The sequence below is a fragment of the Alphaproteobacteria bacterium genome (assembly GCA_041396705.1).
Lineage (GTDB): Bacteria > Pseudomonadota > Alphaproteobacteria > CALKHQ01 > CALKHQ01 > CALKHQ01.
The window spans coordinates 340184-364353 of sequence record JAWKYB010000002.1 but is presented as its reverse complement, the minus strand read 5'-3'; the positions used below and the strand labels follow the sequence as shown (position 1 = coordinate 364353).

Here is a 24170-nt window from a genome sequence, read left to right as displayed (position 1 = left end):
GCGGCCAGCCTGGCGCAAGCGGTGGACGTGGCGCCCGGCGTGCGCGACCGGCCGCGCGAACCAGAACGAAACGGGAGGAGACAAGATGTACGAGATCGATGCCAGGCTTTCGAACCGACTGAATGCGCCGGTCACGCGCCGCCGTTTCGTGCGCGGCGCAGCCTCCGCGGCCATGGCCGGTCCGCTGCTGGCGAACCCGGCCTTGATGCGTCTTGCCGCGGCTGCGGACTATGCCGGCGAAACGCTGCGCTTCATGATCATCAACCCGCATGCCGGCTCGATCGAGCCGCTGTCGGCCGCCTTCTCCGAGCTCACCGGCGCGACGGTCGAGGCGGTGACGGTGCCCTACGACCAGGCCACCGCCCAGGCGACGCTGGACGTGGTCTCCGGCGCCAACGAGATGGACGTGTTCCAGTACTGGTATGTCGACAAGGAGGCGCTGGTCCGCGACAACGTGCTGCTGAACGTCGCCGACCGCATCGACGCCGATCCCGACATCGACCCGGCCGACTTCCTCGGCGCGCTGTACGACACCTACACGCTGGTCGACGGCGGGCGCTACGGGCTGCCCTATGACGGCGACACCCACGTGCTGTTCTACAACACCGCCATCCTGGAGCGGAAACGGCTGGCCGCGCCGAAGACCTGGGACGACCACCTCAACGTCATCAAGACCGTGACCGACGCCGAGGGCGGCAGCGGCACCTACGGCGCGCTGATGATGTGCAAGCAGTTCCCGATCATCATCTGCTCGACCTACGCCAACCGCCTCGGCGGCTTCGGCGGCGACTTCCTCGACGCCAACGGCGCGCCGGCGCTGGCGTCGGACGCCAGCATCGCGGCCGCGCAGGCCATGCTGGATGCCGCGCCCTATGCGACCCCGACGCCGCTGGAGACCGAGTTCGGCAACTCGATCCCGGTGTTCCTCGGCGGCCAGGCCGGCATGATCGAGTTCTGGACCGACCTCGGCACCTGGGCCGAGGATCCGGAGCAGAGCGCCATCGTCGGCCAATGGGGCGTGGTGCCGATGCCGGTGGGCGGCAGCAACACGGTCAACCGTCCGGCGATGAACGCCGGCTGGTCGTTCGGCGTGTCGACCGGCAGCCACAACACCGACATGGCCTGGGATTTCGTGCGCATGACGGCCAGCAAGGAGACCCACATCTCCGTGCTGACCAACAACAAGACCGGCGTCGACCCGACCCGCTATTCGGCGATGGAGGCCTATCGCGGCTTCGCGCCCAAGCAGGCCGATGCGGTGCAGGAGGCCATCGAGCATGCATTCCCGTGGCCGACCAAGCCGGAATCGCCGGAGCTGATGCAGGTGCTGACCGACGAGCTCGGCTTGATGCTGGCCGGCGACAAGACCGCCGAGCAGGCGATGACCGACGCCCAGGCGAAGTGGGAAGAGATCCTCGGCTGACCGGCCGCGGAGCGCACAGGGGTCGGCGGGTGCCCGGCCCGTCCCTCGCCGGGGGACGGGCGCGGACGCCCGCCGGCCGTCTGATGCAGCCCTGATCCGGAACGGCGTGCCATGAGCCTGAGCGAACAGCTACCCGCGGTCGCGGCGCCGCGCCGTGCGCGATCCGGCCGCGGCAATGCCGGGATCGGCGGCCGGCGCCTGATGGCCTGGGCGGTGGTGACGCCAATGCTGGTCGGGCTGATCGTGTTCGCGATCTATCCGTTCATCTATCTGGTGGTGCTGTCGCTGCTGAAGGCCAACCTGGCCGCGCCCTTCTTCCTCGACCTGTCGGACGAGTCCGTCGGCTTCATCGCCAAGAACTTCATCGGCCTGGACAACTTCGGCGACGCTCTTGGCGAGCCGAAATACACCGACTCGCTGTGGCGATCGGTGGTCTACGCCTTCGCGACCACGGCCGGCGCGCTGCTGCTCGGCGTCGCGGTGGCTGTGCTGGTCGACCGCGCCGTGCGCGGCCGCAGCATCCTGCGCACGCTGATCCTGCTGCCGCTGATGACGCCGCCGGTGACGGTGGCGGTGATGTGGCAGCTGCTGCTGATGCCGGCCGGCGGCTGGCTCAACGGGTTCCTGATGGACCTGTCGATCCTCAGCCAGCCGGTCTCGTTCCTCGGCTCCTCGCAGCTTGCGCTGCCGCTTCTCTGCCTCGCCGACGTCTGGCAGTGGTCGCCCTTCGTCGCCCTGATGACCTATGCCGCGTTGCAGACGCAGCCGACCGACATCTACGAGGCGGCTCGGCTGGACGGGGCATCCGGCGTCCGTATCTTCCGCTCGATCACGCTGCCGATGCTGGCGCCGGCGCTGCTGGCCATCGCCGTGCTCAAGCTGGTGATCGGGTTCAAGGTGTTCGACCTGGTGTTCGTGCTGACCGCAGGCGGGCCGGGCCAGGAGACGCGGCTGACCACGTTCCACATCTACCAGGAGGCGATCCAGCAGTTCGACATGGGCGCCGCCGCGGCCCAGACGCTGCTGTTCGCGGTGATGGTCGGGCTGATCACCGTGCCGTTCACCATCGCCCACGACGTCGCCGAGCGGAGGCTGTCATGAGCCTGCGCGAGATGGACCGGCCGATGCGCGCCGCCGGCGGCTTCTCCGGCTGGACGCCGGCGCGCTGGATCGCGACCGCGCTGGTGGTCGCCTTCTTCGTGTTCCCGGTGCTGTTCATGGTCATGGTCTCGCTGAAGACCCAGTCGGACATCGCCACCGGCGGCTTCTTCCCGGAGCAGCTGTTCTGGCAGAACTATCCGGACGCCTTCGGCTCGGTCGCGGTCGACCTTTATCTGCGCAACTCGGCGCTGGCCGCCATCATCGGCGCGACGGTAACCCTGATGGTGGCCGCGCCGGCGACCCACGCGATGATCCGCTTCCGGGTCGGCGGCAAGTTCCTGCCGGCCTTCGTGCTCGGCACCTATGTGGCGCCGCCGATCGTCGCCCTGTTCCCGCTGTTCTTCCTGCTGAAGACGATCGGGCTGAACAACTCGATCATCGGGCTCGGCCTCGTCTACGGGGTGATGAACCTGCCCGTCGCCTTCTGGCTGCTGTCCAGCTTCGTGCGCCGGCTGCCGCTGGAGCTGGAGGAAGCCGCCTATATCGACGGTGCCAGCTACTTCGGCGTGCTGCGGCGGGTGGCGCTGCCGCTGATGCTGCCGGGCATCGTCAGCACCGGCATCATCTGCCTGATCCTCAGCTACAACGAGTTCCTGCTCGGCGCCTTCCTCAACAAGCCCGACGCCGCCAAGACGCTGCCGACCGGGCTCGCGCTCTACCAGGGCGACCGCCAACTGCGCTACGGCCAGATGGCCGTGGCCTCGCTGGCCGGCATCGCCCCGGTCTACGTGCTGGCCACCTTCTTCCAGCGCTGGCTGATCCGCGGGCTGACCAGCGGCGGGGTGAAGTGAGCCGCCGCCCGCCGCCGCTCAGCCGCCCATGTCGTAGAAGAACTCCTCGCGCACGATCTTGCCGTCCTTGACGGTGTAGAGGCCGACCTCGTCCATCCGGAAGCGCTGGCCGGACGGCTTGTTGGTGACGTCGTAGCGGAAGCCGACGACGAAGCGGTCGCCGTTCGGCCACGGCCCGGTGATCTCCGCCGCATGGATCTCGTGGTTGTCGACCCACCACTTGCCCTTGGCCTTCACCGCCGACCGGCCCTTCATCTCGCGGTCCATGCCGGGCATCGACGCCGCCTCGACGCTGACCATGTCGTCGGCGAACAGGGTGTCCAGCGCCTCCTCGTTCCTGCCTTCACGGCACAGGTCCACCATCTTGCGCGCTATATCCATCGTGCTCATGCCGGCCTCCCTTCATTTGCACGCGCTGGCCGGGCCGCTGCCGCGCCGCATGGGGCGACCGGCCCGAGCCGCGCCGGGCAGGCGCACGATTGCGGGCTGCCGGCACACGGTCAAATCAGGACGGCGTGACCTGCTTCCGGCCGCCTGGCGTCCTCGTGAACCTTGCCGGCCTGCCGTGCGACTGACCCGGAGACGGTCGGCGCCGCACACCGTTGCATGGCGCGCGCAGGGTGGGAGGACGACATGACGGTTGCGATCGACACGGACGCGGCGCCGCGCAGCTGGCTGCTGCTGGCCGCTGCGGCGATGGCAGTGAGCGCGGTTGCGGCGCTGGCGCTCGGCTCGTCCGACGAGAGCCGGCTGATCGGGGCGGTCAACGGCTTCGCCAACCCGACCGGCGTGCTGGACGGCGACTTCGACCATCTGCTGCCGGACGACCTCGCCCGGCCGTGCCGCGGCATCCAGACCGACGGCGACCAGTCGATCAACATCCCCGGCAACGACACGCTGTCCACCGCCTGCAACTGGAGCCGGGACTACCGGATCTCCAGCTTCGCCTCGGCCGGGGCGGTCTGGGGTTACCTGCTGGCCACCGACGACAACGTCGTCGCCATCGTGGATACCGACGGCGACGGCGGGTTCGACCGCCTCTATCCGCGCCAAGCGCCGGTCTACATGCCGGCATGGGTCGAGGCCGGCCTGGCCGCTGACTAGAGCATTTTTCCAATCAGTCACGGTCATATCCGGCAGCAGCGAAGTAGTTGAGGCACTCGGTTCGGGTGAAGGTGTCGATGCCTCTGGCGATGGCGTTCCAGAGGTCGTCGACGGTTCTGGGCGCGTGCTTCTTGAGGAAGGCCTTGAGCTTGGCGAAGGCCATCTCGATCGGGTTGAAGTCGGGGCTGTAGGCCGGCAGGAAGCGCAGCTCGGCGCCGGCCTCCTCGATAGCCTGGCGCACGGCGGCCGGCTTGTGGGCAGGCAGGTTGTCCATGACGACGATATCGCCGGGCTCAAGCGTCGGCACCAGCACCTGCTCGACATAGGCCAGGAAGGCGCGTCCGTGCATGGCGCCGTCGAGCACCATCGGCGCGGTCATGCCGCCGGTGCGCAGCGCGCCGACGAAGGTGGTGGTCTTCCAATGCCCGTGCGGCACTGGCGCCCGGCACCGCTCGCCGCGCCGGGAGCGGCCGCAGCGGCGGGCCATCTTGGTCGAGGTTCCGGTCTCGTCGATGAACACCAGCCGATCCGGCTCCAGCTCAGGCTGAAGCGCGAACCAGGCGCGCCGGCGCCTCAGGACGTCAGGACGCTGCTGCTCGCTGGCGTGCGCGGTTTTTTTTGAAGCTCATGCCGTGACGGTCGAGCAGCCGCCACACGCTGCTCTGCGCCGCCTTCAGACCATGCACGCGCTCCAGGTGCGCGACGATCTCCGCAAGCGTGATGTCGCGTCGCGCCTCGATCAGACCCAGGATCTCCGCGGCGTGCGCCTCCAGCCGATGCGAGCGCTGGTCCCCGCCCTGCGGCCGAGCCTCGAGCTCGCCCGTGCGCTCCCATTGATCCATCAGCTTGATCGCCGTCGAGGCTGCGACACCGAAGCGCTTCGCCGCCGCGCGCCGCGTCATTCCGTCCGCCACCGCCGAGACCAGCCGGGTGCGGATATCCATCGAAAGAGGTCGAGTCATGCAGGCTGGCCTCCTTCACCAGCCTGCATCTTGAATCAGAAATCGACCTCTCTGGGAATCCCCCGCGATTCCGTCAGATGAGAATGTGCTCTAGAAGACGAGAGAAGCAGGGTGTCGAGCCGGCAGAGCAGGTCGGTTTGCTGACCTCCGCGCGCCGGCCGCTGCACGATCAGCCCGCGGTGTGGCTCGTGCGCTCCAGACCGAACTTGTCCATCCGGTAACGCATCGTATCGCGCGATATCCCAAGCATAGCGGCGGCACGGGTGACGTTGCCGTCGGACGCCGCCAGCGCGTTGCGCAGCGCGGTGGTTTCCAGGTCGTGCAAGCTGGACGGGATGTACTCGGCGACGACCGCCTTGTCGACGTGGGCGTCGAACCGAATACAATCCTCGGCGACGACGTCGCCCCTTGTCGTCAGGCATGCGCGCTCCACGACATTGCGCAACTCGCGAATATTGCCGGGCCAGCTGTGACCGACCAGCCGGGCCCGTGCCCCCGACGAGAAATCACGCAGCGGCAACCCATAGCGCTGACAGACAGCAGCTGCATGCGACCTGGCCATCGGCAGAATATCCGCGTCGCACTCGCGCAACGGCGGCGTCTGCACCCACAACACCTGCAGGCGGAACATGAGATCCTTGCGGAAGGCGCCGACCTGGGCGAGCTGGGACAATTGCTGGTTCGTGGCGGCGATCACCCACACATTTACCGGCCTTTCGGTCGTCGAGCCGACGCGTCGCACGCACCGGTCCTCGAGCACACGCAACAGCTTGGCCTGAGCCCCCAGCGACATCTCGCCGATCTCGTCGAGGAACAGAATGCCGCCGTCGGCCGCCTCGAACAGTCCCGGACGCGACGACTTCGCGTCGGTGAATGCGCCACGCTCGCTGCCGAACAGCTCTGATTCGACCAGGTCGGCGGGCAGCGCGGCACAATTCACCGATATGAACGGTCCGTCGCGCCGGGGGCCATCCTCGTGGATCGCCCGTGCGACTAGCTCCTTGCCGGTCCCGGTCTCACCCGCGATCAACACCGACGGCGGGGTGGCGGCGCTGAAGCCCACTGTATCCAGTATGCGTTGAATGCTTGCCCGCAACTCCTGCAGGGCGCCGGACCGGCCCTCGATGCGCCGCAGGCCGCTGTTGACCTCGATCTGCGTGCTCTCGGCGGTGCGAAACACGTCGGCGGCGATCTGGGCGACGTTCGCCAGCGTCAGCGGCTTTGGCAAGAAGTCCAGCGCGCCCGCCTTCATGGCGCGAACGGCGACGCCGATCTCGCCGTGGCCGGTAATGATGACCACCTGCGCCGTCGGATCGAGGTCGCGAATGCGCCGCAAGGCCTCGATGCCGTCCTGATCACCAAGTCGATAGTCAAGCAGTGTAAGCGCCGGCCGAAACCTGCGGAACGCATCGACGCCTTGCTCGGCCGTTGTCACGAATTCGGCCGTGAAGCCGCGCTTGCGCAGATAGGAGCAAATGTTCCGTCCGAGGACTACCTCATCCTCGACAACCAGCACTTGTGTCATGGGGGCTCCTTACGGGCTACCTTGTCCCGGCAGATGCAACACGACCTCCGTGCCGCATGGCTGCGCGTCAGCGATATCGATGCTGCCGCCGAGACGTTCGACGATCCGGCGCGCAAGTGGCAGACCAACCCCCAGGCCAGATGACTTATCTGTCGCGAATGGCTCGAACACCCGCTTCTTCATAGTGTCCGGTATCCCCTTGCCGGTGTCGGTGACGGAAATCCGGACCCAGCCTTCAGCCTTCACTGTTCTGACAACACGCAACTCCCCGCCCCCATCCATCGCTTCGATCGCATTAGCAAAAATTGAGTTGAGCACCTGCCGCAGCTCGGATGGCGAGCCCGCTATCAGGGGTGAGTGTCCTTCGCAGTCGAACTGAGCGCCGATGCCGCGCGCCCTCATTTGCGCAGCATAGGTCTCCAGCCCGTCGCGGATGACTTGGTCCAGCTGCGCAAGCCGGGCCGCTTCCGAAGGGTTCTCTCTTGCGCGCGTCAACATCGCCCGAATCCAGGTTTCGAGCCGATCGGATTGCGAGACGATGTCGGAAATCGACTGACGCCACGACGGCGGCAGATCGTCGAGAAGCAGCAGTTCGGCACTCGAACGGATGGCTGCAAGCGGATTGCGCAGGCCGTGCGCGACCGCGGAGGCCATCTCGCCAACGACCGCCATTCGTTCGCTCTCAATCAGCCGCTCCTCCTGCTGGCGAATGTTCTGGCTGGCGTGGCTCACCACCAGGAACAGCGCGACGTAGAGCGCGAGCGCCGCCACCGCGGCACCGATCCAGACTAGGTTGCGCCCCTGATCGATGACGGCCAGGAGCTCTGTCGGCGACGTATAGAATTCGACGGCGCCGAGCACGCGGCTGCGATCCGCCGACCATATCGGCACGTAGTTTTCGACGAATTGGGTAACGTCCTCGGGGAATTCGATATGTTCGGCCTTGTCTCCGACCCGGACAACCTCGACCTCTGGCGTGGATTGACCCTGGAAGGCGAGCTCCAGGTCCTCGTTGTCGGCGAAGCTGCGTCCGATCAGATCCCGGTCGCTGGACCACAGGATGCGACGGTCATCGCCATACACGTTTGCGCGAATGACATCCGGCAGTTGCGCCATCTGGCGGAAGAACGCCTCCATTTCATTGGCAGAGACGGCTCCAGCGTCACCCACGAAATACTCGTGGGCACCCTGTACGCGCACGATTGCATTGACCATCTGCGTCAGGACCTGGGCGTCGCGGTCCAGCATGTGGCGAGTCAGGAACCCCGACAGCAGCGTCGCCGCCGTCACGCTGATGAGCCCGATCACCACGAAGCTGGCCAGCATGATCCAGCGAACCATCGGGAAAGCGCGTTTCGAATTTCCGCCGCCACGGATCAACGATGACGCTTGACGAGCGCCGATCTTGTTCATGGGGGGTCCGCTCCCGTTACCTACCTCGTCGGTTCCCGCGAGCATAGGCCGCTGGCGCACACCGGCTGAAGCTGGCTGTTCTAAAATTTGCGACATGGGATATGCGATATCCCCCACCGCATTGGGGGATATCACCCACCTGCCGCCGCACATGAAGGCGCCAGATCGGCGCACGAAATCGTTTTTCTTTTGAAATCAAGACATTGAGATGGGTTCGTCGGTGCCCGCACGTTGTGGCCTGACGCTTGCTCTGCGTCCGTCAACCGGAGGTCATAATGTCGAAGCACGTCCTGATCGTCGAAGATGAGCCTATCGTCCGGCGCAATCTCGCCAGTGCGCTGGAACGCGCCGGCCTGCGTGCCAGCACCGCGCCCTCCGTCGCGGCGGCGCATCGGGTGCTGACTCAGCAGCCCTGCGACCTGATCTGCCTCGACATACAGCTGGAAGACGGAGACGGGCTCGAGTTCATGACCCGGATGCGCGCGACCCAGCCAAGTGTGCCGGTCGTCGTGATGAGCGGTCGCGACAGTCAGTCCAACCGGTCACGTGCCGAGAGCATCCACGCCTCGGCCTTCCTGGCCAAGCCGTTCGCATTGTCGCGGTTCCAGGACCTGGTGGTTTCGTTGCTGAGCGAGCGCGCTGGCGGCGGCGATGCGGAGCGTACCGCCGCCGGGCCGCTCGTGATGATGTACTCGCACGACACCATCGGAATGGGCCACCTGCGCCGCAACGCCGCCATCGCAGCGCAGGTTGTCGCCACCATGCCCGAGGCCAGCGTCTTGATGTTGGTCGGCTGTCCCGCCGGCGTCGTCTTCGACCTGCCGCAGGGCGTGGACTTCATCAAGCTGCCTGCCCTCGTCAAGGTATCGCGCGATGTCTGGAGGCCGGGTGGGCTGCGCATCACCGCCGACGCGACGCGCGAGTTGCGCTGCGGGCTGATCGACCGGGCGGTCGAGACATTCCGGCCCGATGTGCTTCTGGTCGACCACGAGCCGGCCGGCGTGTGGGACGAGCTGGTTCCGGTGCTGGAGCGCCTGCGCGCGGCCGGCGCCGGCACCCGCGTTATGCTGGGCCTTCGCGACATCCTGGATGAACCAGAGCGAACACGGGAGTCGTGGGCCGCGCGCGCGATCGATGGGGTCGTGCGGTCCTGCTACGACCACATCCTGGTCTATGGCGATCCGCTGATCTACCCCAGCAGCGAGCGCTATGGCCTGGAGACCCTGGCGCCGGACCGCGTCCACTATTGCGGCTACGTCACCTCGGCGGCGGCCGAGCCGCGATCGCCACGAACGCGGCTCGATGACAGGCCGCGCCTCCTGGTTGCCGGCGGCGGCGGGCGCGACGCCTTCCCCATGATGCATGCCTGCATGGCGGCGCTGGAGTGGATGGCACCGGAGAACCGTCCGGAGGCGCTCATCGTCACCGGCCCGCTGATGGACCAGGAGCTGCGGGAAGACCTGGCCATGCGCGCCGACCGTATCGGCGTCACGGTACGCGTGTCCGAGAACGACTTCCCGCTGCGACTGCGCGATGCCGACCACTTCGTGACCATGGGCGGCTACAACTCCATGATCGAGGCGCTGGCCGTCGGTTGCCCGACCCTGGTCATTCCCAGGGTCGGCCCCAGCCGCGAGCAGCAAATGCGTGCCGACATGTTCGCGGCCCGTGGCTTCGTGCAAACGCTCAGCGCCGAGGACGCGTCGCCCCAGCGGCTGGCGGAGCTGTTCGCGGCCATCAAGCCGCGCGCGCAACGGCCGCCGCCGCGCTTGCGGATCAGCGGCGCCGCCGACGCGGCAGCGCTGATCACACGCGCGCTTCAGGAGCGCCATCCGCAAACACCTCTGATCGACCAAAGGGTCGCGGCACATGCATGACGTCCAGCGATTCACCGTCGCACCAGCCGAGCTCCGTGCGCCGGTCGTCACACCGCAACAGCTGCGGCTGCATTGCGACGACCCCGCGGAACAGCACCCCATCGGCGTGCTGGTGAAGGTGTTCCCCAAGCTGTCGGAGACATTCATTCTCAACGAGGTCCTCGACCTCGAAGACCGCGGTCTGGCGCTGCGAATCTTCGTGCTCAGCGAACGGAGGGAAGAGGAGGCCCACGCGGCAGCGGCGCGGGTGCGGGCGCCGATCTTCCATATCCGTGCACACCGCGCTCTCGGCGCCTGGCTGCGCTGCTTCACCGCCGCACCGGGTCGCTTCGTCACGGGGCTTGCCCGCGCGCTGTGGTGGAAGGGGCCTGCCGGCTCGGGCTGCTTTGCCGAAGCCGTGCAGCTCGCTGCGCTGATGCGGCGCCAACGGGTGCGGCGGCTGCATGCCCATTTCATCGATCGCACCGCCGACGTCGCGGCCCTGGCCGCGCACCTGTGCGGCGTTCCCTTCAACATCTCGGCGCATGCCAAGGACATCTACCTGTCCGCGGACCGTGCCGTGCGCCGCCGCATCCGCGCAGCCGAGTTCACGGTCACCTGCACCGAGCACAATCGGCAGCATCTGCACGCACTCGCCGGTGGCGAGGCCCGGATCGAGCGCATCTATCACGGCATCAACGTCGACCAGTTTCGGCCGCATGCCGTCGACGCCGGACGCTGCGAAGACCCGCCGGTCCTGCTGGCCGTCGGCCGCCTGCGCGAAAAGAAGGGCTTTAGCGTCCTGATCGAGGCCTGTCGGTTGCTGCGCGACCAGGGAGTCGATTTCCGCTGCCGCATCGTCGGCTACGGCCCCGAGCAGGAACGCCTGCAGGCGCAGATCGCCGCAGCGGCGCTGGGTGGGTGCGTGGCGCTGGTCGGCCGGCAGACCCACCAGACGATCATCGAGGAGTATCGGCGGGCCTCCGTGTTCGTGTTGCCCTGTCGCATTACCGCCGACGGCGATCGCGACGGCGTGCCCAACACGATCCTGGAGGCGATGGCGATGGAATTGCCCGTCGTCTGCTCCGACGTCTCGGGCGTGCCGGAGGCGGTGCGTGACGGCGAGACCGGCGTGCTGGTCGCGGCCGATGATGCCGCCGCGCTTGCCGCGGCAATCCACAGTCTGCTCGCCGATCCACAGGAACGCCGCCGGCTCGGCGCCGCCGCGCGGCGCTCCGTGTGCGCGCAGTTTGACGGCACGCGCAACCTCGAGCCGCTGCTGCGGCTGTTCGCAGCCGATGGGGCACCGGCGGTCCCCAACGACGGCATGCGCGTCGCCTACATCCTGATGGGCTATCCCAGGCTGTCCGAGACGTTCATCTCCAACGAGATCCACCTCCTGGAGAGCCTGGGCCTGGACATCAGGCTGTTCTCGGTGAAGCGCGGCGAGGACGAACGCGTCAATGGCGTGATCGAGAGGATCAGGGCCGAGCCCTCCTACCTGCCCAGGACCACATCGGTTTCGCAAACGCCGCTGACGCGCTGGCTGTGGCAGAACCTGCCCCGCTACGCCGGGTCGCACTGGCGCATCCTGCGCCGCGCGCCGCGCGCCTATGTCGGCGCGCTGGGCATGGCGGTGGCGATGAGCTGGCGGTATCGGCCACCCGGCTTCCTCAGGCTCAAGAAGGTCTTCCTCAAGGAGTTCTTCCAAGCCGGATGGATCGCCGACGAGGTCATGGCGGCGGGCGGCATCCGGCACCTTCACGGCCACTTCTGCCACGGGGTCACCACCATCGCCTGGTTCGCCAGCCGCATGACCGGCCTGCCGTTCAGCTTCACGGCGCACGCCAAGGACATCTACCGCGGCGACCAGAACCCCGGCGACCTGCTGCAACGCAAGCTCAAGGCCACCCGCTTCGTTGCCACCTGCACGGCGGCAAATGCGGAGTACCTGCGCGGGCTCACCGACGAGCCGGAGAAGGTGCACACCATATATCACGGTCTCGACATCGACTATTTCGCGCCGCGCGATCGGGCATCTTGCATTGGCGAGCCGTTGATCCTGGCGGTCGGCCGCTTCGTCGACAAGAAGGGCTTCGACGACCTGATCGATGCTTGCGCCGAACTGCGCCGCCGCGGCACCCCGTTCCGCTGCCGCATCGTCGGCGAGCGCGGCGACGCACGCGACGACTGCAAGGACCGGATCGCCGACCAGGTGCGCCGTCTCGGCCTGACCGACGTCGTCGATCTGACCGATGCGGTCACGCAGGACGAATTGAAGGAGGTATACCGCCACGCCGCAGTGTTCGTGCTGCCCTGTCGCGTCGCCGAGGACGGCGACCGCGACGGCATCCCCAATGTCCTGGCCGAGGCCATGGCGATGGGCGTGCCGGTGGTGTCGACCAGGATCTCCGGCATTCCCGAGATCGTCGATGACGGGGTCGACGGACTGCTGGTGCCGGAGCGCGACCCTGGGGCGCTGGCGGAGGCGATCGGCCGCGTGCTCGACCAGCCGGCGCTCGGCTCTGCCCTCGGCGTGGCCTCGCGTGACAAAATCTGCGACTGCTTCGACTCGCGCGAGACGACACAGGCCCTGAAGGCGCTATTCGTGCAGCAGATCGCCTTGGCGGTGCGCGCACCATGAGCGCGCTGGCAACAGCAACGGCCGATCGGCGGAAGCCGGCAACCGCGCCATTCCTGAAACCGACCTGGGACGGTCTCGGCGACGTCGCCCTGCGCGACCATCTGGCCCGCAACGCGCGCAACCGCTTCGAGGCGGTGCCGAGCGCGGAGGAAACGCGTCCGGACCGCATCGACATGCTTCTCGACAATCGGTTCGACCTGATCGGGGAAACGCATGTCCTGCAGGATCCACCGCGATGGACCGAGAACCCGAGCAGCGATCGGCAATGGCTGATAGCGCTGCACAAGTTCTACTACGCCGTCGGCCTCGGCATGCGATATCGCGACACCGGCGACGCGCGCTACCGCGACGCGTGGGTGCGGCTCATCGACAGCTGGATCGACCAGGCCGATCCGCTGTTCGTCAACAGCCAGGTCGCCGGACGGCGGATTCAGAACTGGATCTACGCGCTGCACTATTTCGTGCTGATGGATCCCCCGGCCCCGCTGCCGCCGGGCTTCCTGCGCCGGATGCTCGCCTCGTTGCACCAGCAGGTGGACGCGCTGTGCCGCCGGCTCGATCCGGCGCGCAACCATCGCACGCTCGAGCTGGCGGCCATCTTCCTGGCCTCGGTCGCATTTCCGGAGTTTGAGGGCGCCGAGGACTGGCGCGATTTCGCGCTTGCGGAGCTGGCCGCCAACATGCGCAGCGACATGCTGGCCGACGGCGTGCAGTGCGAACTGTCGACCTACTACCACCACACGGTGCTCAAGAATTATCTGCACATCCGGCGCCTGGCGCGACGCAACCGGATCGAAACGCCGCCCGAGATGGACCAGATCATCCGCGGCGCGCTGACGTTCTCGCTCCACGCGCACAAGCCCGACGGCGAGGTGCCGGCGTTCAGCGACGGCGATGTGGGTGCATTCCGGCAGCTGCTGAGGCTCGGTCACGCGCTGTATGGCGATGAAGCGCTGCTGCATGCGGCAAGCGAAGGTGCCGAGGGCACGCCGCCGCCGCAGCGTTCAATCGCCTTCCGCGACAGCGGGTACGTGTTCATGCGCAGCGGGTGGAGCGGGGACGAGCACTACCGGGACGCGCGCTACCTCGCGCTGGACTGCGGTCCGCTGGGCGAAGGCGATCATGGCCACTTCGACCTGTTGAGCTTCGAGCTGGCCGCCTATGGCCGCTCATTGATCGTCGATCCAGGCCGCTTCACCTATCAGGAGACCGGCGACATCAACTGGCGCGCCGTCTTCCGGGGCACGGCTTGCCACAACACCGTGCTGATCGATGGCCTCAACCAGACCCGCTATGCCCCGGGTCCCAATGTCAAGCGCACCGTCCAGGGACCGCCACCCGACCATGCGCTGATCGCGTTCGAGACCGAGCCGGGCCACGACTATGTGCATGGCAGCGCCCGCAGCCATGAGTACGACGCCGTGCACGAGCGGCGGGTGAGCTTCGTTGGCGGGCAGTATTGGGTCCTGTGGGATGTCCTGCGCGGCCGAACGCGCCACACTTACCAGCAGCGCTTTCACCTGTCCGACGAGGCCGACGACAAGGTCGACGTTTCAGCGCACGACGGTTCCGTGGTGGCCGCGGCGCCCGGCATCCTGATCGCGCGCGCCGAAGCGCCCGGGGTCGCGGTCGCGGTCGAGCCAGGCTTCGTGTCGCGGCTCTACGGCGAGAGACGGCCGGCGCCCGTGCTGCAGTTCACCGAGACCGCCGAGAGCGCGGTCTTTCACACGGTGCTGTTCCCCTATCGCGACGCAGCACCGACGCTGCGCGTACGGCCGCTGGCAGTGATGCGGGACGACGGCTCCCCGGCGCCGTTTGAGGCCCAGGCGATCTCGGTGGAGGTGACGACAGCGGGCGGCCGGCGCTTCACCGATGTCAGCCTGATCGCTCCGGTGGCGGATACCGGCTGGCGGTTCGGTCCCGGGTCGTCCGAGCCCTGCGCGATCGGCTGGTGGCGCTTCGAGGGCTCCTGGCTCACGCTGCGACTCGACGAGCACGGCGAGCCATCGGCCATCCACGCGGACGCCGACACCAGGCTGACGCGCCTCGCACCGGGAGGTGGTGCGTGACCGGTCTTGTCGCAAGATACGCCGGCCACGGCGGCTGGGACCAGGCAGCAGCGCTGCGGTCGCCCTATGCGCAAATGCACGACGAAGGGCTGATCGGCCACTTCGCGCGGGTCACGCGGGAGCGCTGCTTTCCGATCGAGGATCACTCCCAGACCACCGCCGACAAGCTGGCCGGTGTCATGGAGAACCGTTTCGACCTTGTCGGCGAGACGCACGCCTTCCAGGGGCCGATCGACTGGCTGGCCAACCCGAGCGCCGACCTGGAATGGCAGATCCTGCTGCACAAGTTCTATTTCTCGGTCGGCCTCGGCTCGGCCTATGGGCGCACCGGCGAGCGCGGCTATCTCGACAAGTGGATCGAGTTGACGACGTCGTGGATGGATCGGGTTCAGCCCGACCTGCTCGCCGGCAGGTCGCTGCTGAACAGCGAGCTGTTCGTGGCGGTCACGGGCCGGCGGCTGCAGAACTGGATCTACGCGTACACCTACTTCGTTCACGCCCCGGCGCCGGTTCTATTCGCCGACGGGTTTCACAGGCGTTTCCTGGGCTCGGTCCAGGCACAGACCGAGCAGCTGATCCAGACCGTTTCCCCGGCGCGCAATCACCGGACGATCGAGCTTGCGGCGATCTTCCTCGCATCCGTGACCTTTCCCGAGTTGGAGGGAGCGCGGCGCTGGCTCGAATTCTCCTCCGATGCCCTGTGGGACAACATTCGCGACGACCTGCTGCCCGACGGGGTCCAGTGCGAGCTCTCGACCGACTATCACCACCTGGTGCTGCGCAACTATCTGAGCGTGCTGCGGTTGGCGCGCATGAACGGCATCACGGCACCCCGCGACGTCGACGAGCGGCTTCGTTGCGCCCTGCACTTCTCGCTCCACGTCCATAAGCCCGACGGAACCATTCCGTCCCTCAGCGACGGCGATGTCGGTGACTATCGCGCGCTGCTGCGCCAGGGCCACGAGCTCTTCGACGACCCGTCCTGGCTCTATGGTGCAACCGCGGGCAAGCAGGGGCGCCCGCCGCGGCAGCGATCGGCGCTGTTCGCGGACGCCGGCTATGTCGTGCTGCGCAGCGGATGGGGCGAGACGGATGCGTTCAAGGACGAGCGCTATCTCGTCTTCGATTGCGGCCCGCTGGGGGAAGGCAACCACGGCCACCTGGATGTGCTGTCGATCGAGATGGCGGCCTATGGCCGATCCCTGATCGTCGATCCCGGGCGCTATACATACAGCGAGGCGGGCAGCGAGGCGGCCGAGCGGAACTGGCGGGTGCTGTTCCGAGGCACCTCGTATCACAACACCGTACTGATCGACGGCCGCAACCAGACCCGCTACGCACCGCGTCCGAAAAGGCCGGGGCGACCCGACAGGCATAGCATTCAAGGCCCGGCGCCAGACTTCGAACTGCGAGACTTCGTCAGCCTCGACGGCTTCGACTACCTGCACGGCGTCGCGCGAAGTCACGAGTACGAGGTCGTGCACGAACGGCGCGTGTTCTTCCTCGGGGGCGCCTACTGGGTCGTCTGCGACCGGTTGCTGGCGGCCGAGGCGCACGACTACCGGCAGCTCTTCCACCTCGCTGCCGAGGCGCAGGACGCGACGTCGGTCGAGCACGTCGACGGCACCGTCATGGTGCGCGCCCCCGGCCTGCTGCTCGCACAGCCTGCGCGGGCAGATGTCGCGGCACGGCTGGAGCAGGGCTTTGTCTCGCGAGAGTACGGGGAAAAGCAACCGGCGCCGATCGTCAGCTTCGACTGCCGCGCCGACACGACGAGCCTGTTGACCGTGCTGCATCCATACGCCGGCACTGCACCGCGCCTCTTCGTCCGCACGCTGCCGGTGCGGTGCGAAAGCGCCCATGGCGATGCCGCGGGCGCGGCGGCGTTGGAGATCGTGCGACGCGACGCCGGTCGCGAAAACCGCGACATCGTCTTCATCGGCCCCGACGACGGCGCGTGGCGGCGCTTCGGTGACTGGTGCTGCGACGGGTCATGGCTTGCGCTTCGACTGGACGGCCATGGCGGCCTGCGTGACGCCCACCACACCGCGGGCACCCGGTTCGCATGCGCGCGCGGAGCGGAGACAGCGTCATGAGCCCGAGCGCAAACGCGCGCGCGCCGAACGATCCAAGCCTGCCGCAGATGGCGATCACGCTGAACGAGCGGTCGATGGCCGCCATCTTCGAGGCGGAGCTGTCCAGGACGGCATCGGCCGAAACCAAGGTCGAGACCTGTGATATCCGCCGGGTCAAGTACAAGCCGGGCAAAGCCTGCCGTATTCTGTACGGACTGCGGGTGCGCCCACCCGGACATGGGCCACGGGAGCTGCTCTACTCGACCCGCGTATTCCATCCGGGACAGTCGCCGGCGCAATACGCCAAGGCGATGGCACGGCCGCTCGAGGCGCCGCCCTTTGGGCCGCCGGTCCTGCACCTGGAGGCGCAATCCACCGTGGCCTGGGCGGTGCCGAACGACCGCAAGCTCGATGGGCTCGCCGCACTTCTGGATGCCGAGCGACTGGCCACCGAGGCGCTGCCGCGGATCGTGACACGCGGGGACGCCTCGTGGCGCATTGTCGAGGCGACCCCGCGGATCATGCACCTCGCGCCCGAATACACCGGCTGCGCGCGCGTCGACGTCCGACTGGAGAATGGATGCGGCCGGCGCAGAGTGGCGACCGTGTTCGGCAAGACCTACCGCGACGGCGCCGCCGAGCGGGTTCACGCGACCTCACAGCGGCTGTGGCACAGCGACAGCCGGCAGAGCGGCCGCCTGCATATCGCGGAACCGCTCGCGATCGAGAAGCGGCATCAGTTGCTCTGGCAAGAGGGCCTAAGCGGCCGGCCCATGCTCTCCGACGACAGCGGCGTCGGCGTACCGGCAACGCTCATCGAGCCAGCAGCCCTGGCCGTGGCGGCGTTGCACGGGGCCGACATCGACTGTCCGCCCGGCCCGACGGTGGGCGAGACGTTGCGGCAACTGGAGAAGCTGCGCGAACTGACGGCGCAGTTGCGGCCATCATGCGCAGCGCGGGTCGGCGCCGTCGTTGACGAACTGACACTGCGCGCTGGGGACGTCGACGACGAACCGCTCGCCTGCCTGCACGGCGATCTCCATCCGAAGAACCTGCTCGTCGACGGCGCCCGGGTCTCCATCATAGACCTCGACGATCTGGCGCGAGGCGCACCGCTCTTCGATGTCGGCGGATTCTGCGCGGTGCTTCTGCACCGGTCGCTTTCGGCGGGCGTCGCGTTGGGCGATGCGATGCGGGCCATCGCCAGGTTCCTTGCCTGCTATCGGCGGCACGTGCTGTGGCGGGTCTCGAACGACCAGATCGTCTGGCATACCGCGGCAGCGCTGCTCGTGGACCGCATCTACAGCTGCTTCACCCGCCTCAAGCCGGGCCAGGTGCGGCTGGTGGACGAGCTGGCGGATCTGGCACAGGCGGTGCTGTTGCGCGACGCGATGGCGCTGGAGGAATCATGGCCGAGGCGATGACCCAGCCAAGACCGGCGGCACCGGACGATCGCCGGCTGCCCGTAGGCGACGTCCCACGGGGGCTCGCGTTCGCCGTCGACGGCGGTGCAATGGCGACGCGACTGGAGCGGGCGCTGGTTGAAGCGGCATTCCCGGCACGCGTGCTCGAATGCGTCGTCGAGCGCGTGAAATACGCACCGGGACAGCGCTGCAGCATCGGCTATCGGGTTGTCGCGGCAACGGCGCATGGGGAACGGCACGCGCTGAGGCTCAGCGCACGACTGTTCGAGACCGGTGCAGCACGCGGCCGCTATGAGCGCTATCGGCAGGACTTCGTCGCCCGCCCCATCTTCGGCCCGCCCCTGATGCTGTTGGAGGACCGGGAGATGGTCCTGTGGAGCTTTCCCAATGACCGTCATCTGCCGGCGCTGCCGCTGTTGGCCAACCTGCCATGGCTTGCCGGGACTGCTGCGCCCGAAATGCTGCAGCGCGCGCTCGGTGGCGGCTATCGCATCACTGCGTGCGAGCCGATCATCGCCAGCTACGTGCATGAGCGCCGCTGCTGCGTGCGGCTGCTGCTGCACCTCGATCACATCGCTTCCGGCGCAAAACGCCAGCTGATCGTGTTCGGAAAGACGAGCGGCGCCGGGAGCACCGCGCGTACCGAAGCCGCGGCGACCGCCTTCTGGGAAGCGGAGGCGCGCCGCCTCGGCCGGTTCGTAACGCCGAGGCCGCTCGGCACGTTCCCCGACCCGCGCATCGCGTGGCAGGAGGCGGCGCCCGGGCAGTCCCTCGATCCGTTTGCGGCGGCGGAAACGACTCTGCGACAGGTCGCGGCGTCCGTCGCCGCACTGCACGGCGCGACCATCCCCGGTCTCGAGGCAAGCACCCAGGCGGACGACCTGGCCCGGCTCGACGAGCGCGCCGCCTGTCTTGTGCAGGGATGGCCGTGGCTTGCAGCGCGACTGCACGCCATCCGCGAGCGCCTGCACCGGACCGCGCCTGCCGCGCCGCGCATCGGGTGCGTGCACGGCGACCTTCACGCCGGCAACATCCTGGTCGACGAGGATCGGGTGTCGATCATCGACGTCGATGAGGCGACGGTCGGGCCGGTGGCGCGTGACCTCGGGCGCTTCGCCGCCTATGTGCTGTGGGATGGCCTACTGCGCAGCGCGGACGAGGCGACGACCAGTCGCGCGTTCGCGGCGTTCCTCGAGGGCTACGCGACGGCCGCACCGTTGCGGTTGGCGGAAGTCGCCTGGCACGCATCGCTGAGGCTCGTCACCGAGAAGATCTTCCGCGCGGTCACGCTGATGCAGCCGCTGGATGGGCAGGTCGAGCACGCCCTCGAACTAGCGGAGGCGCTAGCGGCCGGCCGCCTGTCGCCGCTCGGCTATACCAGGGGCAGGGCGGCATGATGTGGCAAGGCGATGGACAAGCCGCAGCCAGCGCCTCCGCGCTGCGCGAGCTGATCGTCGTCCGCCACGGCGAGACGACGTTCAACCGCGAAAACCGCGTCACCGGACAATTGGACCCGGCTCTGACCGATCATGGGCGCGCGCAAGCGGAAGCGTTGTGCGCGCTGCTGGCGACGTTCCCGCTCACCGCCATCTACGCGAGCCCGCTGATCCGCAGCGTCCAGACCGCATGTCCGACGGCGGTGCGGCATGGGCTGCCCGTGCAGATTCTCGACGAGCTGATGGAACAACACCTCGGTGCCCTGCAAGGCCGATCGCGCAGCGGGGCCGATCCGGTTTCCTCAACGCTGAGCGCCTCGCGCCGCCATGACGACCCGCAGTTCCGGTTCCCAGGCGGCGAATCGGCCACGGATCTGCGGGCGCGCGTGCGTTGCGGGCTGGCGCGGATCTGCGCCGACATTTCGGCGGGCATCGTGCTGATCGTCGCCCACAAGCGAGTCAACCAGGCGCTCCTCGGCCTGCTGCTCGACAGTCCTGTCGAGGGGCTGCGCGGCCTGCGCATGCCCAACGGCAGCGCCTGCAGGGTGACGCTGCACCCCACCCCGCACGCGGACCTGCTTGGGACGCGCGGGCAGCCCGAACAGGGGCGTCGGAGGCAGAGCAGATGACCGCAGGATCCCGCGCACGAGCGGACGAGCACGTTGCCGCCGGCAAGGTGCTCAAGCGCTTCTGGCCCGACTTGTGGCGCCATCGCTGGCGCATGGTCGCCGCCTATGGGTGCGGCCTGATGGCGATTCTGGCCACCCTGGCCGCGCCATGGCCCCTGAAGCTGATCATTGACAACGTGCTGGGCACGGCGCCCGCGCCGGCGTGGCTGCAGGCCATGGCGGCGGGCACGACCGACACCATGATCGTCATCGCGCTATCCGGCGCGCTGTTGGCAATCGGCGTGATCGGCACCGTGTTCGCGGGCCTCGAGCAATATGTGAACGCCCGCAACGTGGAGCGGCTGACGCTCGAGATCCGCGACCGCCTGCTGCGCCACGTCCAGCGACTGCCGCTGGCCTATCGCACGTCGGACCAGAGCGGCGAGATCGGACTGCGCCTGGTCGATGACGTCGCCCAGTTCGTCCGCCTGCTGTGCAAGAGCGCCCCGACGGCGATCCGCCAGCTGATGACGGCGGTCGCCGCGCTTGCCGCGCTCCTGTGGTTGCAGCCGCTGTTCGGGCTGCTCGGCCTCATCATCATCGTCATCATCAGTGTGCTCACCCGCCGGTTCGCGCGGCCGCTGCAACGGGCATCGAAGGTGAAGCGCAGGTGCGAGGGCGCCGTTGCCGGCATTGCGCAGGAGATCGTCCGCGGCCTGCCGAGCGCGATGGCGCTGAGCGCCGAGCAGAAGATTCGCCAGCGCTTTGTCGAGGCGAACACGCTGAGTCTCGAGGCCGGCGTTCAGGAAGCCCGGCGGGCGGTGTCGATGGAGCGCACGCTCGAGATCGTCAAGGCGATCGGCGGCGCACTTATCCTGTGCGGCGGCGCATTGCTGGTGCTGCGTGGGCAGATGACGGTTGGCGACCTCACAGTCGGCATCGCCTACCTGGCCAACCTGATGCGACCGATGGCCAAGGTGAACGAGATGGCCTCGTCGATCTCGCGCGGCCTGGCCCGAGGCGAGCAGCTTGCGGCCCTGCTCGATCGCACGCCGGAGATCGTCGATGCGTCCGACGCCTTGGGCCTGGATCGCGCGCGCGGCCATATCGAGTTCCGCGGCGTGGGCTTCGGATATCGTGCCGCGAACTCGGATGCGCCGCCGACGGCCGTGCTGCAGGACGTGTCGCTCAGCGTCGCCCCCGGTGAGTTCGTCGTCGCCGTCGGCCCCAGCGGTGCCGGCAAGAGCACGCTGCTGCACCTGCTGCTGCGATTCTACGACCCCACCCAGGGCGAGATCCTGCTCGACGGCATACCCATCCACCGCATCCGGGTCCGCGATCTCCGGGCCCAGTTCGCGCCCATGCTGCAGGAGACCCACCTATTCTCCGGCACCATCCGTGAGGCACTGCTGCCTGCGCTGCGCGACGCCGACGACGACGAGATCTGGTCTGCGCTGGAAAAGGTCCGTATGGCCGAGTTCGTCGCGGCGACGCCCGGCGGGCTCGACGCAAGCCTGGCCGAGAACGGAATCAACCTCTCCGGTGGGCAGCGCGCGCGCCTGTCGTTGGCGCGGGCGTTGCTGACCGAGGCCCCGATCCTGCTGCTCGATGAGCCGCTGGCCAACGTCGATCCCTACTCGCAGGACGCCATCGTCGACGCGCTGGCCGGCCTGCGTGGGCGGCGCACCTGCGTCGCCGTCACGCACCAGCCTGCGCTGACCCGGCTGGCGGACCATGTGATCGAGATCGAGAATGCTCGCGTACGGTCGGTGTCGGTCGAAGAGCATCGGGCGAAACTCAGGGTGGCCGGATGAACGCACCGCCGGAACTGCTGTTCTACTGCCAGCACTCGCTCGGCATGGGCCACCTCGTGCGCTCCTTTGCGCTGGCCGAGGCCTTGGCGAGACGGTTCCGGGTAACCCTGCTCAATGGCGGCCAACTGCCGTCGGGCCTGCGTTTGCCCGAGAAGGTCGAGATCGTCTCCCTGCCGCCCCTGGCAATGGGCGAAGACAAGAAGCTATACAGCCCCGATCCACGCTTCACCGTCGACCGCGCGAAGGCGGGGCGTTCTGAGACGATGCTCACATTGCTGGGCAAGCGTCGACCGCAGGTGCTGGTGATCGAGCTGTTTCCATTCGGGCGGCGCAAGTTCGCCGACGAGCTGACACGACTGCTCGACGCCGCGCACGCCATGGGCGCCGACAGGCCGCTCGTCTGCTGCAGCCTGCGCGATATCCTGGTCAAGAGCCGTCGCAAGAAGGAAGCCCACGACCGTTGGGCGTGCGATCAGTTGAACCGCTACTTCGATGTCGTGATCGCACACTCCGATCCGCGCTTTGCGCGCCTGGAAGAGTCATTCCAGCCAGATCAGCCGCTTGCGGTGCCCATACACTATTCCGGATTCGTGCTGCCCACCCGAACCGTTGCGCCCGGAACGCGCGAGCGACGGATCGTCGTCTCCGTCGGCGGCGGCGTTGTCGGCGGGGCTCTGCTGCGCGCGGCATTGGATGCGCATCGCCGGCTCGATGATGCCCACCGACCGCCGATGCGGATGATCGCCGGGCCGTTCCTACCCGACGACGAGTGGTCCGCGCTGCAGCAACACGCAACCGATCGGGAAGGAGTCGAGATCGTCCGCTCGGTGCCCGATGTCGGCGCCGAACTGGCCGCGGCGACAGCCTCTATCAGCCAGTGTGGCTACAACACCGCCATGGACATCCTGTATTCCGGGGTCTCGGCGCTGGTGGTGCCCTTTCACCAGGAATCCGAGGATGAGCAACTCGACAGGGCCAAGCGCTTGGCAGAGTTGCGCGCGTTGATGCTGCTCGAACCGCGGCTGCTGTCGGCGGATGCGCTGGCCCGGGCAATCCCGGAGCTCTTGCGCTTTCGCCCTTCGCCGACGGCGCTGGACCTAGCCGGCGCGGCCAACGCGACCACGCTGATCGAGCGGCTTGTCACAAACCGCTGCGGCCACCTGCCGAGGAGGCCTGCAAGAGCCTGAGCTTCGTTGTCGACTTCAAGGTGACCCGCATGGTCCGCATCTTGAACGGCGGCCACCAGGTCATCGCCAATGCGGGTGCGCTCCTGGGAATCGAGACGATCTCAGGCTGCATGGACAACCGGCTGGTCCTGGGGTTGCTGCGCAAGGTTGAATCCGAAGAGATCTTGCCGCACGTCGCCGCGGTGCCCGGTGTGTCACCGGCCGAGTACCTCGATCTGATCCTGCGGCGATTTTCAAACCCGATAATCGGCGATACGACCCGGCGAGTAGCGTTCGATGGCTCAAGCCGGCATCCCGGGTTCATCCTGCCATTGGTCCGTGAGAGACTGGCGTCCGGCGGTTCTGTGGTGGGCCTTGCGCTGGTCGAGGCGCTTTGGGCGCGCTACTGCTTCGGCGAAACAGAGGACGGCGCGACGATTCAACCGAACGACCCGCATTGGGCGGCGCTGACGGCACGCGCGGCAGAAGCAAAACAGGCGCCGCGTGCTTGGCTCAGTATGGCACAAATCTATGGCGACTTGGTCGCCTCGCCAACATTTGCCAACGCTTTCGATCGCTGGCTGACCCATCTCCATGCCAAGGGAACGGCGGCGGTGCTCTCTGCCTATCTCGAAAGCTGAAGTTGCCACTCTGGCGATCACAGTAGTTGTGCGGGTTGCCAGCGAGACTACCGGCCCA

Annotated in this window: 18 protein-coding genes; 14 read left to right on the top strand and 4 right to left on the bottom strand. The window is 67.7% G+C overall.

Going from position 1 to position 24170, the window contains the following annotated elements:
• The first annotated feature begins 85 nt into the window (after positions 1-85).
• The 3 genes from R3F55_01655 to R3F55_01645 all read left to right on the top strand — a co-directional run bounded on the left by R3F55_01655 (position 86) and on the right by R3F55_01645 (position 3375).
• Complete coding sequence (locus tag R3F55_01655; protein MEZ5666140.1) at positions 86-1423, top strand: extracellular solute-binding protein; 1338 nt, start codon at positions 86-88, stop codon at positions 1421-1423.
• A gap of 111 nt (positions 1424-1534) precedes the next feature.
• Positions 1535-2524 carry a sugar ABC transporter permease gene (locus R3F55_01650; protein ID MEZ5666139.1) on the top strand — a complete coding sequence of 330 codons (990 nt, stop codon included), beginning with the start codon at positions 1535-1537 and terminating at the stop codon, positions 2522-2524.
• Positions 2521-3375: a carbohydrate ABC transporter permease gene (locus tag R3F55_01645; GenBank protein MEZ5666138.1), complete on the top strand. Its 855-nt coding sequence runs from the start codon at positions 2521-2523 to the stop codon at positions 3373-3375. Before R3F55_01650 ends, R3F55_01645 begins: the two co-directional genes overlap by 4 nt.
• 18 nt (positions 3376-3393) lie before the next feature.
• On the opposite strand, the gene R3F55_01640 is transcribed toward R3F55_01645, so the two are convergent.
• Positions 3394-3765, bottom strand: coding sequence for a nuclear transport factor 2 family protein (locus R3F55_01640; protein ID MEZ5666137.1), 372 nt, complete (start codon positions 3763-3765; stop codon positions 3394-3396).
• A 243-nt stretch (positions 3766-4008) separates the two neighbouring features.
• On the opposite strand from R3F55_01640, the gene R3F55_01635 reads away from it, so the two are divergent.
• Positions 4009-4479, top strand: a complete 471-nt coding sequence (locus R3F55_01635) for a hypothetical protein (GenBank protein ID MEZ5666136.1) — start codon at positions 4009-4011, stop codon at positions 4477-4479.
• A gap of 13 nt (positions 4480-4492) precedes the next feature.
• Here the strand turns inward: R3F55_01635 and R3F55_01630 are convergent.
• From R3F55_01630 to R3F55_01620, 3 genes are all read right to left on the bottom strand, one after another.
• Positions 4493-5441 (bottom strand): IS630 family transposase gene (locus tag R3F55_01630; GenBank protein MEZ5666135.1). Its coding sequence is split into 2 segments (ribosomal slippage): positions 4493-5099 and positions 5098-5441, totalling 951 coding nucleotides; the frame shifts between segments, so codons are not numbered across the junction.
• A gap of 169 nt (positions 5442-5610) precedes the next feature.
• Positions 5611-6966, bottom strand: a complete 1356-nt coding sequence (locus tag R3F55_01625; protein ID MEZ5666134.1) for a sigma-54 dependent transcriptional regulator — start codon at positions 6964-6966, stop codon at positions 5611-5613.
• Between the two features lie 9 nt (positions 6967-6975).
• A complete protein-coding gene (locus R3F55_01620; protein MEZ5666133.1) occupies positions 6976-8379 on the bottom strand; it encodes an ATP-binding protein in 1404 nt (467 codons plus the stop codon).
• A 275-nt stretch (positions 8380-8654) separates the two neighbouring features.
• Here R3F55_01620 and R3F55_01615 point away from each other — a divergent pair, with 275 nt between their 5' ends.
• Genes R3F55_01615 through R3F55_01570 form a run of 10 tightly spaced genes read left to right on the top strand, consistent with a single transcriptional unit; the run spans position 8655 to position 24112 of the window.
• On the top strand, positions 8655-10256 hold the full coding sequence (locus R3F55_01615) for a response regulator (GenBank protein MEZ5666132.1): 1602 nt from the start codon (positions 8655-8657) through the stop codon (positions 10254-10256).
• Positions 10249-12879 (top strand): glycosyltransferase, encoded by a 2631-nt coding sequence (locus R3F55_01610; protein MEZ5666131.1) that lies wholly within the window; start codon positions 10249-10251, stop codon positions 12877-12879. The genes R3F55_01615 and R3F55_01610 overlap by 8 nt, the downstream gene beginning before the upstream one ends.
• Complete coding sequence (locus R3F55_01605) at positions 12876-14948, top strand: alginate lyase family protein (protein ID MEZ5666130.1); 2073 nt, start codon at positions 12876-12878, stop codon at positions 14946-14948. Before R3F55_01610 ends, R3F55_01605 begins: the two co-directional genes overlap by 4 nt.
• Entirely contained in the window at positions 14945-17044 is a 2100-nt protein-coding gene (locus tag R3F55_01600) for an alginate lyase family protein (GenBank protein ID MEZ5666129.1), read from the top strand. The genes R3F55_01605 and R3F55_01600 overlap by 4 nt, the downstream gene beginning before the upstream one ends.
• Entirely contained in the window at positions 17041-18447 is a 1407-nt protein-coding gene (locus R3F55_01595) for an aminoglycoside phosphotransferase family protein (protein ID MEZ5666128.1), read from the top strand. Before R3F55_01600 ends, R3F55_01595 begins: the two co-directional genes overlap by 4 nt.
• Positions 18432-19844 carry a phosphotransferase gene (locus R3F55_01590; protein MEZ5666127.1) on the top strand — a complete coding sequence of 471 codons (1413 nt, stop codon included), beginning with the start codon at positions 18432-18434 and terminating at the stop codon, positions 19842-19844. The genes R3F55_01595 and R3F55_01590 overlap by 16 nt, the downstream gene beginning before the upstream one ends.
• Positions 19841-20512, top strand: coding sequence for a histidine phosphatase family protein (locus R3F55_01585; GenBank protein MEZ5666126.1), 672 nt, complete (start codon positions 19841-19843; stop codon positions 20510-20512). Before R3F55_01590 ends, R3F55_01585 begins: the two co-directional genes overlap by 4 nt.
• Positions 20509-22305: an ABC transporter ATP-binding protein gene (locus R3F55_01580; protein ID MEZ5666125.1), complete on the top strand. Its 1797-nt coding sequence runs from the start codon at positions 20509-20511 to the stop codon at positions 22303-22305. Before R3F55_01585 ends, R3F55_01580 begins: the two co-directional genes overlap by 4 nt.
• Positions 22302-23492: a glycosyltransferase gene (locus R3F55_01575; GenBank protein ID MEZ5666124.1), complete on the top strand. Its 1191-nt coding sequence runs from the start codon at positions 22302-22304 to the stop codon at positions 23490-23492. The genes R3F55_01580 and R3F55_01575 overlap by 4 nt, the downstream gene beginning before the upstream one ends.
• Positions 23493-23521: 29 nt before the next feature.
• Positions 23522-24112 carry a hypothetical protein gene (locus tag R3F55_01570; GenBank protein MEZ5666123.1) on the top strand — a complete coding sequence of 197 codons (591 nt, stop codon included), beginning with the start codon at positions 23522-23524 and terminating at the stop codon, positions 24110-24112.
• The last annotated feature ends 58 nt before the right edge of the window (positions 24113-24170 follow it).

Coding starts and splice junctions, on each gene's coding strand:
- R3F55_01655 (MEZ5666140.1), top strand. CDS start 86: ATGTACGAGATCGATGCCAGGCTTTCGAACCGACTGAATGCGCCGGTC.
- R3F55_01650 (MEZ5666139.1), top strand. CDS start 1,535: ATGAGCCTGAGCGAACAGCTACCCGCGGTCGCGGCGCCGCGCCGTGCG.
- R3F55_01645 (MEZ5666138.1), top strand. CDS start 2,521: ATGAGCCTGCGCGAGATGGACCGGCCGATGCGCGCCGCCGGCGGCTTC.
- R3F55_01640 (MEZ5666137.1), bottom strand. CDS start 3,765: ATGAGCACGATGGATATAGCGCGCAAGATGGTGGACCTGTGCCGTGAA.
- R3F55_01635 (MEZ5666136.1), top strand. CDS start 4,009: ATGACGGTTGCGATCGACACGGACGCGGCGCCGCGCAGCTGGCTGCTG.
- R3F55_01625 (MEZ5666134.1), bottom strand. CDS start 6,966: ATGACACAAGTGCTGGTTGTCGAGGATGAGGTAGTCCTCGGACGGAAC.
- R3F55_01620 (MEZ5666133.1), bottom strand. CDS start 8,379: ATGAACAAGATCGGCGCTCGTCAAGCGTCATCGTTGATCCGTGGCGGC.
- R3F55_01615 (MEZ5666132.1), top strand. CDS start 8,655: ATGTCGAAGCACGTCCTGATCGTCGAAGATGAGCCTATCGTCCGGCGC.
- R3F55_01610 (MEZ5666131.1), top strand. CDS start 10,249: ATGCATGACGTCCAGCGATTCACCGTCGCACCAGCCGAGCTCCGTGCG.
- R3F55_01605 (MEZ5666130.1), top strand. CDS start 12,876: ATGAGCGCGCTGGCAACAGCAACGGCCGATCGGCGGAAGCCGGCAACC.
- R3F55_01595 (MEZ5666128.1), top strand. CDS start 17,041: ATGAGCCCGAGCGCAAACGCGCGCGCGCCGAACGATCCAAGCCTGCCG.
- R3F55_01590 (MEZ5666127.1), top strand. CDS start 18,432: ATGGCCGAGGCGATGACCCAGCCAAGACCGGCGGCACCGGACGATCGC.
- R3F55_01585 (MEZ5666126.1), top strand. CDS start 19,841: ATGATGTGGCAAGGCGATGGACAAGCCGCAGCCAGCGCCTCCGCGCTG.
- R3F55_01580 (MEZ5666125.1), top strand. CDS start 20,509: ATGACCGCAGGATCCCGCGCACGAGCGGACGAGCACGTTGCCGCCGGC.
- R3F55_01575 (MEZ5666124.1), top strand. CDS start 22,302: ATGAACGCACCGCCGGAACTGCTGTTCTACTGCCAGCACTCGCTCGGC.
- R3F55_01570 (MEZ5666123.1), top strand. CDS start 23,522: ATGGTCCGCATCTTGAACGGCGGCCACCAGGTCATCGCCAATGCGGGT.